This window comes from Pseudomonas sp. YY-1 (genome assembly GCF_002843095.1).
In the GTDB taxonomy this organism is placed as follows: domain Bacteria; phylum Pseudomonadota; class Gammaproteobacteria; order Pseudomonadales; family Pseudomonadaceae; genus Aquipseudomonas; species Aquipseudomonas sediminis_A.
The window spans coordinates 223,882-237,638 of sequence record NZ_PJLX01000005.1 but is presented as its reverse complement, the minus strand read 5'-3'; the positions used below and the strand labels follow the sequence as shown (position 1 = coordinate 237,638).

At 65.8% G+C, this 13,757-nt stretch carries 15 protein-coding genes; 7 read left to right on the top strand and 8 right to left on the bottom strand.

Features of this window, described 5'->3' with window-relative positions:
• Positions 1–190: 190 nt before the first annotated feature.
• From CXP40_RS09720 to CXP40_RS09705, 4 genes are read right to left on the bottom strand one after another with little or no spacing between them, the layout of a single operon-like run.
• Entirely contained in the window at positions 191–784 is a 594-nt protein-coding gene (locus tag CXP40_RS09720; protein ID WP_106733537.1) for an HAD family hydrolase, read from the bottom strand.
• Positions 781–1,650 (bottom strand): acyl-CoA thioesterase II, encoded by an 870-nt coding sequence (gene tesB / locus CXP40_RS09715; protein ID WP_013717112.1) that lies wholly within the window; start codon positions 1,648–1,650, stop codon positions 781–783. The genes CXP40_RS09720 and tesB overlap by 4 nt, the downstream gene beginning before the upstream one ends.
• Complete coding sequence (locus CXP40_RS09710) at positions 1,631–3,253, bottom strand: nitroreductase family protein (protein WP_106733536.1); 1,623 nt, start codon at positions 3,251–3,253, stop codon at positions 1,631–1,633. The genes tesB and CXP40_RS09710 overlap by 20 nt, the downstream gene beginning before the upstream one ends.
• A complete protein-coding gene (locus tag CXP40_RS09705) occupies positions 3,250–3,810 on the bottom strand; it encodes a GNAT family N-acetyltransferase (RefSeq protein WP_106733535.1) in 561 nt (186 codons plus the stop codon). The genes CXP40_RS09710 and CXP40_RS09705 overlap by 4 nt, the downstream gene beginning before the upstream one ends.
• A gap of 58 nt (positions 3,811–3,868) precedes the next feature.
• Between CXP40_RS09705 and CXP40_RS09700 the strand changes: the two genes are divergently transcribed.
• On the top strand, positions 3,869–4,789 hold the full coding sequence (locus CXP40_RS09700; protein WP_106733534.1) for a histone deacetylase: 921 nt from the start codon (positions 3,869–3,871) through the stop codon (positions 4,787–4,789).
• An 85-nt stretch (positions 4,790–4,874) separates the two neighbouring features.
• On the opposite strand, the gene CXP40_RS09695 is transcribed toward CXP40_RS09700, so the two are convergent.
• Positions 4,875–6,008, bottom strand: coding sequence for an aminotransferase class V-fold PLP-dependent enzyme (locus tag CXP40_RS09695; protein ID WP_106733533.1), 1,134 nt, complete (start codon positions 6,006–6,008; stop codon positions 4,875–4,877).
• A 113-nt stretch (positions 6,009–6,121) separates the two neighbouring features.
• Here CXP40_RS09695 and CXP40_RS09690 point away from each other — a divergent pair, with 113 nt between their 5' ends.
• The 3 genes from CXP40_RS09690 (at position 6,122) to CXP40_RS09680 (ending at position 9,032) form a co-directional block, all read left to right on the top strand.
• On the top strand, positions 6,122–7,360 hold the full coding sequence (locus CXP40_RS09690; protein ID WP_106733532.1) for a TIGR03862 family flavoprotein: 1,239 nt from the start codon (positions 6,122–6,124) through the stop codon (positions 7,358–7,360).
• 234 nt (positions 7,361–7,594) lie between these two features.
• A complete protein-coding gene (locus CXP40_RS09685) occupies positions 7,595–8,596 on the top strand; it encodes a response regulator (protein ID WP_106733531.1) in 1,002 nt (333 codons plus the stop codon).
• A gap of 4 nt (positions 8,597–8,600) precedes the next feature.
• Positions 8,601–9,032, top strand: a complete 432-nt coding sequence (locus tag CXP40_RS09680) for a PAS domain-containing protein (RefSeq protein ID WP_106733530.1) — start codon at positions 8,601–8,603, stop codon at positions 9,030–9,032.
• A 101-nt stretch (positions 9,033–9,133) separates the two neighbouring features.
• Here the strand turns inward: CXP40_RS09680 and CXP40_RS09675 are convergent, their stop codons facing one another.
• From CXP40_RS09675 to CXP40_RS09665, 3 genes are all read right to left on the bottom strand, one after another.
• Positions 9,134–10,480, bottom strand: a complete 1,347-nt coding sequence (locus CXP40_RS09675; RefSeq protein WP_106733529.1) for a DEAD/DEAH box helicase — start codon at positions 10,478–10,480, stop codon at positions 9,134–9,136.
• A 246-nt stretch (positions 10,481–10,726) separates the two neighbouring features.
• The gene (locus tag CXP40_RS09670; protein WP_106733528.1) at positions 10,727–11,329 is read right to left on the bottom strand and encodes a PolC-type DNA polymerase III; all 603 of its coding nucleotides are present in this window, start codon (positions 11,327–11,329) and stop codon (positions 10,727–10,729) included.
• A gap of 8 nt (positions 11,330–11,337) precedes the next feature.
• Positions 11,338–11,817 (bottom strand): NYN domain-containing protein, encoded by a 480-nt coding sequence (locus CXP40_RS09665; protein WP_099526217.1) that lies wholly within the window; start codon positions 11,815–11,817, stop codon positions 11,338–11,340.
• A gap of 101 nt (positions 11,818–11,918) precedes the next feature.
• On the opposite strand from CXP40_RS09665, the gene CXP40_RS09660 reads away from it, so the two are divergent.
• The 3 genes from CXP40_RS09660 (at position 11,919) to CXP40_RS09650 (ending at position 13,748) form a co-directional block, all read left to right on the top strand.
• Positions 11,919–12,404 (top strand): YbaK/EbsC family protein, encoded by a 486-nt coding sequence (locus tag CXP40_RS09660; protein WP_106733597.1) that lies wholly within the window; start codon positions 11,919–11,921, stop codon positions 12,402–12,404.
• Between the two features lie 63 nt (positions 12,405–12,467).
• Positions 12,468–13,136: a hypothetical protein gene (locus CXP40_RS09655; RefSeq protein WP_106733527.1), complete on the top strand. Its 669-nt coding sequence runs from the start codon at positions 12,468–12,470 to the stop codon at positions 13,134–13,136.
• A gap of 177 nt (positions 13,137–13,313) precedes the next feature.
• On the top strand, positions 13,314–13,748 hold the full coding sequence (locus CXP40_RS09650) for a VOC family protein (protein ID WP_106733526.1): 435 nt from the start codon (positions 13,314–13,316) through the stop codon (positions 13,746–13,748).
• The last annotated feature ends 9 nt before the right edge of the window (positions 13,749–13,757 follow it).

The window sequence follows — 13,757 nt, the reverse complement described above, 5'->3', positions numbered from 1 at the left end:
GATGCGGCCTGAAGTTCGCTTTCGCGAATGAATTCGCTCCTACAGAACCTGAAGCCGCCTTATTCAGTGGCAGACACCCGAGGCCTCAGAGAACGTTGAAGGCGACTGCTGCGCAGTGCCCTCTCTGTAGGAGCGAATTCATTCGCGATCCGCTCGCCCCGATTTCGCCCTAAGAGCGCCGTGCCGCCACTCAGGCCAACGCAGCCAGCAGCTGCGCACAATCCTGCGCATGCAACTCGGTCAACTCCGGCCAGGGGTTGTCCGGCAGGTTGACCAGCACGCTGCGCGCACCGGCAGCCTGGGCGCATTCCAGGTCGAAGCGGTAGTCGCCGACCATCACCAGTTCCTGCGGCTTGACCGCCCAGCGCTCGGCCAGATGCAGCAAACCGCCCGGGTGCGGTTTGGGCGGAGCCTCGTCGCGACCGAGGATATCGGCCGTGGCGAAGCAGTCATCAAGGCCGATGGCCTGCAGGGTAAGCAGGGCCAACGGATGGGCATTGCGAGTCAGGATGCCGAGCTGGCAGCCGCGCTCGCACAGCGCCCTCACCAGCTCGATGGCCCCTGGTGCCGGGCGTGAGGCCAGCGCCAGCTCGCGTTCGTGCTCCAGCAGCCAGGCATGCTTGGCCGCTGCCTCGTCTGCCGGCAGCGCCGCCAGGTGGTGGAGGATGTCGTCTTCCTGAGGAATGCCCAGCGCCCGCTTGATCGCCGGGAAATCATGCACCGCCAGGGTCAGGGTGCCGTCCATGTCGAACACCCAGTGACGTGCTTCGCGCAGTACCTTCACTTCCAGTCCTCGCGCACGCGCGTCAGCCCCTCCTGAGCCACCGACGCGACCAGCTCGCCCTGGCGGTTGTAGATGCTGGCACGGGAGAAGCCGCGGGCATTGCCGGCCCAGGGGCTGTCCATGGCGTACAGCAGCCAGTCGTCCATGCGCAGGTTGCGGTGGAACCACAGCGAATGGTCGAGGCTGGCCACCTGCATGAACTTCTGGAACACCGATACGCCATGCGGCTGCATCGAGGTGGTCAGCAGATTGAAGTCACTGGCATAGGCCAGCAGGTACTTGTGCAACTGCGGGTCGTCCGGCAGCTCGCCGGCGGCGCGGAACCACACGTACTTGACCGGTTCGCAAGGCTGCGGAGCAAAGGGGTTGATCAGGGTGACCGGGCGAATCTCGATGGGTTTGTCGCTGATCGCACGCTCGCGCATACGCTCGGGAATCATTGGTGCCACCATCCGCGCCAGATCGGTTTCCGACTTCAAGCCCTCGGGGCCGGGGACATCCGGCATCTGGCTCTGGTGGTGGAAGCCCTCTTCTTCATATTGAAACGACGCACTGCAGAAGAAGATCGGCTTGCCCTTCTGCACCGCCACCACCCGGCGGGTGCTGAAGCTGCCGCCATCGCGGGTGCGCTCGACCTGATAGACCACCGGCAGGCTGGCATCGCCCGGGCGCAGGAAATAGCCGTGCATGGAATGCACGTGACGCGCTTCCTCGACCGTCTGGCTGGCAGCGGAGATGCACTGGCCAAGCACCTGGCCGCCGAACAGCTGGCGAAAACCAAGATCCTGGCTGCGGCCACGGAACAGGTTTTCCTCGATCTGCTCCAGGCTGAGCAGCGCCACCAGATCATCGAGAACCTGAGTCATGGGGTGTCGTCTCCTTGCATGGGGGTATACGCAATTGCGGGTAGGCCGGCAGCGATGTCAGGCGTTCATCCCAAACGGCGCGGCCAAGGGTGAAATGGTAAAGACTTTGCAGCCCGCTGTCGGCATCTCCAAGCAACTCGCGCAAAGCATCGTCGAAATAGCAACCGATGCCCGTACCGGAAAGCCCTGCCGCTTCGGCTTCCAGATAGAGCATCTGACCGATCTGGCCACACTCCCAGTAGAGCCTGGGATAGCGCCAATTGCCATTGGCCACCACGCGTTCCACCCGCGCCAGCATGGCCAAGGCCACGCAACCATCGGCGGCAATGTCCTGGCCACAGCTGAGAAAGCCCGCCAAGCCACGGGCATCGCCTTCGAGCAGGCGGTACAACGGCAGCTTGTCGTCCACCTGCTGCCACAGATAATCCTCGCGTAGCGGCTGCACACCGCTGCCCGTGCGATCCAGCCAGTACAGGCCCGGTTGCAGGCCCTGCACCCGATGGACGAACAGCAGCAGGTCGATCTGGCTCGGCTCACCGTTCACGGCGAAGGGCACCGGCGAGTGCTGCGGCAGCAGGCGACGCAGCCAGGCCAGCAGCAGTGACGCCTGAATGCCGCTGCGGCCGTCCATGGCCTGCGCACTGCGTCGGCGATGCAGGATCGGCCGCAGTGGCAGGCCGGGGTTGTCATCGCGAACCCTGGCTGCCTCCGCGCTCCACGCAGCACGAGGACGCGCCGGCGCGCGGCACAGCCCGTGTACACGCTGCAGCTCCGGCCAGTGGCGATACTCGCGCGACAGACGATTGGGCGGCCCAACCCGCTCGAGCTGCACCAATCCGCTCAGCAGAGCTTCGGGCAGCACGAACTCCATCGCTTGCGCCGGGCCGATCCACAGCAGGCAGTCGCCGTGCTCGGCCTCGTGAAAGCCTTCATCATCCAGCCCCAGCAGGCCGTCCAGACGCGCCTCGGCAACGCCGTGCAGCATGCGCACCTGCCAACCCTGCACGCTGGCAGCGATGGCCAGCGCCGCCAGGGCGTGCCCCAGGTCGTGCTGGCAGTAGCGGTAGGCGCGCTCGCCGTACTTCCAGGCCTCGCGCCAGGCGATGCTGCTCAGGCCGAGGAGAAAACCACCGGGCGGCAGGCTGCTTGCCAACTGCCGGCCAAGCTGCGCGGGCAGCTCGCTGCGTATCTCCAGCGCATGGATATCCGGGGCATAGTGGGCCAGCACACCGCCCTCATCCACGACACCCGGCGGCAACAGCAGATAGGCTTCGGTCGGGTGCAGGTTGCCGGACGACGGGTTGACCCGCAGCGCCCAGCGGCTGCCACCGGCCTCCTTCCAAGCGGAAATGGCCAGGCTGTCGTAGAGCAGCTGCGAGACGCTGGCGCGATCCAGTGGTGCGGGCGGCGTCTGCGGCCCCGCGAATGCCGCGTCGTAGCCCGGCCCCTCTTCCAGCGGGCGGTGGTACAGCTCGATCAGCCGGGCCCCAGCGTAGCGGCGAAACGGCGCAGGCTGTGTCGCCCAGTCCAATTGCCCCGGCCCCGGCGCAAAGCGCTCGGGTGCGTGGTTGCTGAGCTGGTGGTAGGCCAATACATCCTTCATCGCCCTGCCTCCCACTGCTCGTGGCGGATGCGATGGAGCACGTGCAGTTGCAGCGGATGACCGTCCGGTACACGCGGGTGGAGAAAATCGCCAGCCTCGTCACGCTGCATGCCAATGCAGCGCATCACCGCCTGCGACGGCAGGTTGGCCGGCACGGTAAAGCTCACCACCTCGTCCAGCCCAAGCTGCTCGAAGGCCACGGCCAGCGCGGCGCGCGCCGCCTCGCTGGCATAGCCCTGGCGCCAGTGTGCCCGTGCCAGACGCCAGCCGATTTCAACGGCCGGTACGAAAGGCGCGTCGAAGTCGACCTGCGCCAGGCCGGTGAAACCGATCAGCTCGCCGCTGTCGCGCCGCTGCAGTGCCCAGAAGGTGAAAGCATATTGCTCATGATGCGCACGCAGGCGCGCCAGCAGGTGCGCACTCTGTTCGGCATCCAGTGGCGCGGGGAAATGGCGCATCACTTCGGCATCAGCATTCAGCGCGGCCAGCGCCGGCAGGTCACTGTCGCGCCAGGCGCGCAGCAGCAGGCGTTCGGTGGAGGTTTCGATCAGGGGCATGGCAGTTGTCTCGATTGGCTGCGACCATAAGCCGTCAATTCGCTTGAGTCGTCATTGTATGCCGCTACCGCTGGTCTACCACGAGGATTACAGCCCGCCCTTCCCGGCCGGGCATCGCTTCCCCATGGAGAAATTCCGCCTGCTGCGCGATCACTTGGTCGATAGCGGCCTGACCAGCGATGCCGAGCTGCAACGCCCGGAGCTGTGCCCGGCGGAGATTCTCGCCCTGGTTCACTGCCCGGACTACATCGCCCGCTACATGGCGGGCGAACTGTCATACGAGGACCAGCGCCGCCTGGGCCTACCCTGGAGCGAGGCGCTGGCGCGGCGCACGGTGCGCGCCGTGGGCGGCTCGCTGTTGACCGCCGAGCTGGCCCTGCGCCACGGTCTCGCCTGCCACCTGGCTGGCGGCACGCACCATGCGCACTATGACTTTCCCTCGGGTTTCTGCATCTTCAACGACCTGGCGGTGATCGCCCGTTACCTGCTCGAAGCGGGTCGCGTGCACCGCGTGCTGATCTTCGACTGCGACGTGCACCAGGGCGACGGCACCGCACGGCTACTGGAAAACGAGCCGGACGCGATCACCGTATCGCTGCACTGCGAGCAGAACTTCCCGGCGCGCAAGGCCGAAAGCGACTGGGATATCCCCCTGCCACGCGGCATGGGCGACGCCGATTATTTGAAGGTGGTGGACGACACGCTGAACTACCTGCTGCCGCTCTACCAGCCGGACCTGGTGCTCTACGACGCCGGCGTCGATGTACACAAGGACGATGCCCTGGGCTACCTGCAACTGACCGACGCCGGTCTGGCCGCCCGTGACGAAGCCGTGCTGCAGCACTGCCTGGGCCGCGACATTCCGGTGCTGGGGGTGATTGGCGGCGGCTACTCGAAGGATCACGCCGCCCTCGCCCGCCGCCACGGCATCCTGCATCACAGCGCGGCAAGGGTGTGGGCGGCGCGAGGCTTGGGCTAAGCGTGCTTCCGATGGCGGGTTGCACCCGCCCTACAGGCCTGCTCAACACGTAGGGCGGGTGCAACCCGCCAGTTCAGCGAATGACTCAGCCGGCCAACACCTTGTCCAACGCCTGCTCCAGCGTATTCACCGTGCGCTCGACGTTACCCAGCTTGTCCAGCCCGAACAGGCCGAGGCGGAAGGTCTGGAAGTCGGCCGGCTCGTCGCACTGCAGCGGCACGCCAGCGGCGATCTGCAGGCCGACGGCGGCGAACTTGGCGCCGCTCTTGATCTGCCCGTCGTCGGTGTAGCAGACCACCACGCCCGGCGCCTCGAAGCCCTTGGCCGCGACGCTCTTGAAGCCGCGGGCGGCCAGCAGTGCGCGTACCCGATCACCGAGTTCCTGCTGTTGCTCACGCACCTTGGCGAAGCCGAGGGTCTTCGCCTCGAGCATGGCATCGCGGAAACGCGCCAGGGCATCGCTAGGCATGGTGGCGTGGTAGGCGTGGCCGCCCTGCTCGTAGGCCTGCATGATCTGCAGCCACTTCTTCAGGTCGCAGGCAAAGCTGCTGCTCTGCGTCGCCTCGACGCGCGCCTGCGCCGCTTCGCTGAGCATCACCAGAGCGCAGCACGGCGAAGCGCTCCAGCCCTTCTGCGGTGCGCTGATCAGCACGTCGATGCCACAGGCCCGCATGTCCACCCAGAGGGTGCCGGAGGCGATGCAGTCGAGCACGAACAGGCCGCCGACCGCATGCACCGCGTCGCTCACGGCGCGCAGGTAGTCGTCCGGCAGGATCATGCCCGAGGAGGTTTCCACGTGCGGGGCGAACACCACCTGCGGTTTCTCGGCGGCGATGGTGGCCAGCACCTCGTCCAGCGGCGCCGGCGCGAAGGCAGCCTGAGGGCCTTCAGCGACCGGGCGTGCCTTGAGTACCTGCGCCGCGGCGGGAATCCGGCCCATGTCGAAGATCTGCGTCCAGCGGTAGCTGAACCAGCCGTTGCGAATCACCAGACACTTCTGCCCGGTCGCCAACTGGCGCGCCACCGCTTCCATGCCATAGGTGCCGCTGCCCGGCACCACAGCCACGGCATGGGCGTTGTACACCTGTTTCAGGGTGGCGGAGATATCACGCATCACACCCTGGAACGACTGCGACATATGGTTCAGCGAGCGGTCGGTGTAGACCACCGAATATTCGAGCAGGCCATCGGGATCGATGTCGGGGCAGATCTGAGACATAACGGGCTCCAGCCGAAAAGGTTCGAGCTGAACCTGCCCCAACCCGGGGCAAATGACAAGGCCGCAAGGCACTCGGGTAGAATGCGCGGCCTTTCTCCTGTCTGCTCATCACCATGACCACAGCCGCCAAGCCCAACGTTCATAATGTCGCCATCATCGGCGGCGGCCCGGCCGGGTTGATGGCCGCCGAAGTGCTGGCACAGGGCGGTGTGCGTGTGGAGCTGTTCGACGCCATGCCCTCGGTGGGGCGCAAGTTCCTGCTGGCCGGTGTCGGCGGCATGAACATCACCCATTCCGAGCGCAAGGACGCCTTTATCGGCCGTTACGGCGAGCGCCAGGCCGAGGTCGCGGCGCTGCTGCGTGAGTTCGATGCTGATGCCCTGCGCGCCTGGATTCATGGCCTGGGCATCGACACCTTCGTTGGCACCTCCGGCCGCGTGTTCCCCACCGATATGAAGGCCGCGCCGCTGCTGCGCGCCTGGCTGCGCCGTCTGCGCGAGCTGGGCGTGACCATCCATACCCGCAGCCGCTGGCTGGGCTGGAACGATGACGGCAGCCTGCGTATCGCCGGCACGGACGGTGAACGCGCACAGGCCGCCGACGCCTGCCTGCTGGCATTGGGCGGTGGCAGCTGGGCACGACTGGGCTCCGACGGCGCCTGGGTGCCGCTTTTACAGGCGCGCGGCATCGAGGTGGCAGCGCTGAAGCCGAGCAACTGCGGCTTCGAAGTGGCTGGCTGGAGTGAATATCTCAGGGAGAAATTCGCCGGGGCGCCGCTGAAGAACGTCGCCCTGAGCCTGCCCGGCCAGGCGCCTCGCGTCGGTGAGTTCGTGCTGACTGCTGGCGGTATCGAAGGCAGCCTGGCGTACGCCTTTTCCGCCGATATCCGCCGCGCCATCGAGGCCGACGGCCAGGCCCTGACCCACCTCGACCTCTTGCCGCAGATGCCCCTGGCCAAACTGCAGCAGGCGCTGGGCAAACCACGCGGCAAGCACTCCATGGCCAAGCACCTGCACCGCCAGGCCGGCCTCGACGGCGTGAAAGCCGCATTGCTGCGCGAACTGGCGCCGGCCGCAGCCTTTGCCGAGCCGGCCGATCTGGCAGCCTGGATCAAGGCGCTGCCGATTACCCTGCTACGCACCCGGCCGCTCGACGAGGCGATCAGCAGCGCCGGCGGCGTGCCCTTTGCGGCACTGGATGACGGTCTGATGCTCAAGGCACTGCCCGGCGTGTTCTGCGCCGGTGAGATGCTCGACTGGGAAGCGCCAACCGGCGGCTATCTACTCACTGCATGTTTCGCCAGTGGCCGGGTGGCCGCGCAGGGCGTACTCGACTGGTTGCATGCCGTGTAGTTGTAGGGTGGGCCGGGCGGCGCTCCGTTTCAGCCCACCCAGGCTGGCCGCTGTCGGTGGGCTGAAGCCCACCCTACGGACTGGCTAAGGCCATAGGGCGGGTACAACCCGCCATATCCGGTTGGCGGGTTTCACCCGCCCTACGCCTGAAAAACCGCTGAAACCACTGTGACGCCGCACGGGCTGCGACTATGCTGAGTTTCAGCGCTCTCCCACACAGGTAATCCCCCCGCCGTGATCCCGCTGCTGGTCTGCGACGACTCCAATATGGCGCGCAAGCAATTGATCCGCGCCCTGCCGGCTGAATGGCCGGTTTCCCTCAGTCAGGCGAGCAACGGCGAGGAGGCGCTGGCGCTGATCCGCCAGGGCCTGGGCCAGGTCATGCTGCTCGACCTGACCATGCCGGTGCTCGACGGCTACCAGACCCTCGCGGCGCTGCGCGCCGAAGCGCTCAAGAGCCAGGTCATCGTGGTGTCCGGCGACGTGCAGGAAGAAGCCGTGCGTCGCGTACGCGAACTGGGTGCGCTGGCATTCATCAAGAAACCAGCCGATCCGGAAATCCTGCGCCAGACGCTGATCGAGCTGAAACTGTTCGACCCTCAGGGCACGCCGGCGGCACAGGCCCAGGCGGCGGCGCTGTCGGAGCTGAAGGTGAGCTTCCGCGATGCGCTGCGCGAGGTGAGCAACGTCGCCATGGGCCGCGCCGCCGCGCTGCTGGCCAAGGTGCTCGGAGTATTCGTGCAGTTGCCGGTGCCACAGGTGAACATCTTCGAAGTCAGCGAACTGCACATGACCCTGCTCGACGCCCAGCGCGGTGAACGTTTCAGCGCCATCTGTCAGGGTTTCATCGGCGAGGCCATCGCCGGCGAGGCGCTGCTGCTGTTCCATGATTCGGAAGTGAACGACATGGCGCGCCTGCTTGGCTGGCAGCCGAAGAACGAAGCAGAAACCTCGGAGATGCTGCTGGACCTGGCCAGCATCCTGATCGGTGCCTGTCTGGCCGGCATCGCCGAGCAGCTCGACCTGCGTTTTTCCCAGGGACACCCGCAACTGCTCGGGCAACACGCCAGCCTCGACCAGCTGATTCAGGTCAACTCGCGGCGCTGGCGCAAGACTCTGGCCGTGGAAATCAGCTACAGCCTGGAGGGCCATGCCATCCACTTCGACCTGCTGCTGCTGTTCACCGAAGACTCGATCAAGCGCCTGACCGCCAAGATCGGCTACCTGATGGAGTGAGGCCATGCCCGCGCAGATCGATATCAAGGAAGTTCACTGGCTGCTCGACATCGTGCAATGCATCGACGTCGGCGTGGTGGTGCTCGACCGCCAGTACCGCGTCGAGGTGTGGAACGCCTTCATGGAAAACCATTCCGGGCTGGGGCCGGATCAGGCTCAGGGCCGCTCGCTGTTCGAACTGTTCCCGGACATCGACCGCCCCTGGCTGGAACGCAAGGTGGAAAGCGTGGTGCAGCTGGGCACCCGTGCCTTCAGCCTGTGGCAACAGCGCCCGTACCTGATGCGCTTCAAGAGCTACCAGCCAATCACCGGCCAGGCCGACTTCATGTACCAGAACGTCACCCTGCTGCCGCTGGCCGGCCAGCCGGTGGAGCATGTGTGCCTGGTGATCTATGACATGACGGCGGCGGCCGTGGCGGCGCAGGCGAACGGGTGAAATCCATGGCGGGGTGCCCCCGCCCTACGATACGACCGCAGCCTCGTAGGGCGGGTGAAACCCGCCGAGACCGCGTCCATGCCCGGTGCACACGGCGCAACCTACGACTTCTTGCCACCCTTGGGCTTGCTGCCGAAGCTCGGTACCTTGCGTACCGCCTTGGCTTTGGGCTTGGCGTCCTCTTCCTCGAACCAGCGGCCAAGGTGGATATTGCCCTTGCCGGCAGGCTTGCCCGCACCGGGGATCAGCTTCTGCTTGGGCTTCTTCGGTTTCTTCAGCACCTGGCCGCCGACCGCCGTCAGCGGTACGCGGTGATCGGGAATGAAGTCCGGCTCGTCGACACGTTTGATCAACTGCTGGATCAGGTTCTCGATCGCTGCCAGCTGATCCACTTCGTCGGCGCAGACCAGGGAGATCGCCTCACCCGTGCTGCCCGCGCGACCGGTACGGCCGATGCGGTGCACGTAGTCTTCGGCGTTGATCGGCAGGTCGAGGTTGACCACCAGCGGCAGGTCGTCGATATCCAGACCGCGTGCGGCCACGTCGGTGGCCACCAGGATCTGCACCTCGCCGGCCTTGAAGCGCTCCAGTGCGCGCAAACGGCTGGGCTGTGGCTTGTCACCGTGAATCGAATCAGCGGACACGCCCATGGCCAGCAGCTCCTGTTCGAGCTGATCGACACCCTTGCGGGTCTTGGCGAACACCAGCACCTGGCCCCAACGCTTGACCTGCAACAAGTGCAGGAACAGCTCGCTCTTGCGCTTCTTGTCTACCGGGATCAGCCACTGTTTGACGGTCTTGGCGGCGGCATTGCGCGGGCTGACTTCCACCGACAGCGGGTCGCGCAGCAGCTCGCCAGCCATCTGCCGGATGGCATCGGAGAAGGTGGCGGAGAACAGCAGGGTCTGGCGCTTTTTCGGCAGCGCACTGAACAACTCGTCCAGCTCGCGGGCGAATCCCAGATCGAGCATGCGGTCGGCCTCATCGAGGATCAGCGTCTGCAGCTGGGAGAACTTCACCGCGTTCTGCCGGTACAGGTCGAGCAGCCGACCTGGCGTGGCCACCAGCACGTCCACGCCCTTGCGCAGTTTCATCATCTGCGGGTTGATGCTGACCCCGCCGTACACCGCGTAGCTGGTCAACGGCAGATGCTGGCCGTAGGCCTGGAAGCTCTGCAGCACCTGTTCGGCTAGCTCGCGAGTCGGCGTCAGCACCAGCGCACGCACACTGTTGCTGGCGACCTGCGGGCCTTCCAGGGTCAGGCGCTGCAGCAGCGGCAGGGCGAAACCGGCGGTCTTGCCGGTGCCGGTCTGCGCCGCCGCCATCAGGTCACGACCCTTGAGCACGGCGGGTATGGCCTGGCTCTGCACCGGGGTCGGCGTCTTGTAGTCGAGGTCAGCGAGGGTGCGCAGCAGCGGCTCGATCAAACCGAGGGAGGCGAAGGTCATGGGGCAACCAGGATGGCAATGGAAACAGTCGCGCAGTTTACCCTTTCCCCACCCGTAGGAGCGGCTTCAGCCGCGAAAATCGCCGCTGCGACTGCATGCATGCGGGAGGCAGAACGAAGCAGGATGCCCGAGTGGAAAGCGTCTCTCACGAAACATCCTGAAATCCGCGGCGTTCTCTCCCGAATACAAAGGCTTCGCGGCTAAAGCGGGATGCCGCCCAGCCGCTCCTACAGGGACGGGGTCAGCTCAGCAAGCGCTGGCCAGCAACGCCCGCACCTTGGCCGCCGAGAGGTTCTGCAACTGGCAGAGAAAGGCATGATCGGCCTGGTGCCGGCCATGGCGCTCGCGCAGCAGGCCGAACAGGTGCAGGGTCAGGTTCGCCGCCATCTCGGCATCAGCCAGCGCACGGTGAGCGCGGCCAGTATCCGGCAGGCCGGCCCAGGTGTTGAGGTTGCCCAGCTTGTGGCTCGGCGCCTCCGGCAGCAAACGCCGTGACAGCAGCAGGGAACAGGCGAACGGCTGCAAGCGACGCCGGCGCACCCGCGCCAGCTCGGCGTCCCAGAACTTCTGGTCGAAGGAGGCATTGTGCGCCAGCAGCGGCCGCTCGCCGATGAAGTCGGCCACCTCGTTCATCACCTGATCGGAGGGCGGCGCCTTGCGCAGCATGGCATTGCTGATGCCGGTGAGCTGCTCGATGAACGGCGGGACCCAGGCGCCACTGTTCATCAGGCTCTGATAGCGGTCGACTATGCGCCCGTCCTCGATGATCGCCACGCCGATTTCGGTGGCGCGCGCCTGGCTCGGCGACACGCCAGTGGTTTCGAAGTCGATGACGGCGATGGATTCCACGTAAAACCTCAGTTATTGCGTAGTAACAGTTCGCCCTCGATGGGCACGTACAGGCTGGCGGCGCGGATCAGCGACTGCGCCGTCAGCCCCGGCGCGCCGAAGGCGATGGCTTCGACGCCACGGCTGCGCACGCGTTCGAGCAGCAGGTCGAAATCGCCGTCACCGGAGGCCAGAACGATCTCGTCGACGCGCTCGATGGCGTCGAGCACGTCGATGGTGATGCCCACGTCCCAGTCGCCCTTGGCCGAGCCGTCAGCACGCTGGATATAGGGTTTGAGCTTCACAGTGAAACCCAACTTGCGCAGGATCTGCTGAAACTGCTGCTGTTTGGCGTCACCCCGGTCGATGGCGTAGGCGTAGGCCTCGACGATCACCCCACGACGACTGACCTCGGCCCACAGCACGCTGTAGTCGAAATGGCAGCCATGAACCTGGCGCACCGTGTAGTAGAGGTTCTGCACATCGGCGAATACGGCGATCTTCTTCACCTGGAGTCCTCGGGGGCGACGAAGGCGCCAGTATGCCAGAGCCGGGCGGCAGGCGCGCCCAGGGCTGGCCCGGGCGCGGCGCAGCCCCTATCCTTGGCGCCATGACGCCTCTCCAACAGCTGTGCCAGCGTAACCTCGACCTGCTCCAGCGCCTGGGAATCAGCCACCGCCTGGTCGAGCATGAGCCGGTGCTGGATTACCCCACCGCCCATGCCGTGCGCCAACGTTTCGGTCTGCGCGGCGTGGAGAGCAAGAGCCTGTTCCTGCGCAACGGTGCACAGCGCTACGCCATGCTGATCACCCTCGAAGGCGCCCGCGCCGACTGGGCCAGGCTCAAGGCGCTGCTCGGCAGTCGCCCGCGCATCGCCAGCGACGAGGAGCTGATCGAGCAAACCGGCTGCGTTCCGATGTGCGCCTGCCCGTTCGGGCATGACGCCAGCATCACCCTGCTGGTCGACCGCGCGGTGCTGACCTGCGACTTTCTGCTGTATTCGCCCGGCCCGCCCGAACTGACCCTGGAAGTGCCCGGCAGCGAACTGCCGCGTCTGCTCAAGGCGCAGCCCAACGCACAGCTGGAGTACCCTTGAACCCATTCGACTGCCCCGGCGAACGGCCACAGCGCCCACGCCCCCACACTTGGTGACCTGCCGATGAAGCCTCTGTCCGTCCTGCGCGACGCCTGGTTTTTCTCCAGCCACAACCTGGCGGCCATTGCCCGCCTGACCCTGCCACTGTTGCTGCTCGAAGCCATCGCCCAGACGCTGCTCGCCGCCCAGCTCGGCGAAGGCGCCAACCCGGCCTATGGCATCTTGCTCGGCATTCTCTTCTACCCGCTGTATGCCGCGCCGCTGATTCTCTTCCTGCATGCACGCAGCATCGGTCAGACGCCCGGCAATGCGCAGCTGTTCGCGGCTGGCCTGCAGCTGTGGCCGACCTTCGCCCTGATGGCGGGGCTGAGCACCCTGGCAATCATGCTCGGCTTGTCGCTGTTCATCGTGCCGGGCATCTGGATCATGATGCGCCTGGCCTTCTCCGAACTGATCCTGGTGCTGCGCCAGGAGCCACCGCTACGCGCACTGCAGGCCAGCTTCACGATGACCGAGGGGCGCTTCTGGCCGGTATTCGCCTGCCTGGCCAACGTGCTGGTACCGCTGTGGCTGCTCGACTGGTGGACGCAGCCGAGCCAGAGCGACCCCCTGCTGTGGGTGCTGCATCAGGCCGGCAACGGCTTCCTGCAACTGTTCGCCATCGTCGTGCTGTTCCGCCTGTTCATGCTGCTCGAACCGCAGCCAGCGGCGAATGCCGAGAACAGTGACTAGCAGGCTGTTGAAAAACTACCTGCGTTGCCCTTGCTGCGTTAAAAACAGGCTCAAAATGCTCATTTACAGCCCGTAAACTCCGCTTTTTCGCCTATTTTTGCCTTGCAGTGGCTGCCTCGCCTACGTTTTTCAACGACCTGCTAGGCTTGCAGCTTTGGCCAGCGTAAGGAGAGCGCCATGAGCGAAACGAACCCGAGCATCCTGTCCCACGTATCCATCGGCACCAATGACTTCGATGCCGCCAGCGCCTTTTACGCCAAGGTGCTGGCCACCCTCGGTTGCCGGGAGATCATGAGCCACCCCGGCGCGGTGGCCTTCGGCCGCGAGTACCCGGAGTTCTGGGTGCAGACACCAATCAACGGCCAACCCGCAACACTGGGCAATGGCAGCCACTTCGGCTTCGTCGCTCCGGACAAGGCCTCGGTGCATGCCTTTCACGAAGCAGCACTGGCAGCCGGCGGCAAGGACGAAGGCCAGCCAGGGCCGCGCCCGGATTATGGCGAGCCCTACTACGGGTGTTTCGTCAGAGATCTCGACGGCCACAAGATCGAGGCTGCCTTCTGGGACGTGGCGCTGATGCTTGCCGGCGAGGCGCAGCACGACCACGGCTGACGCACCAAG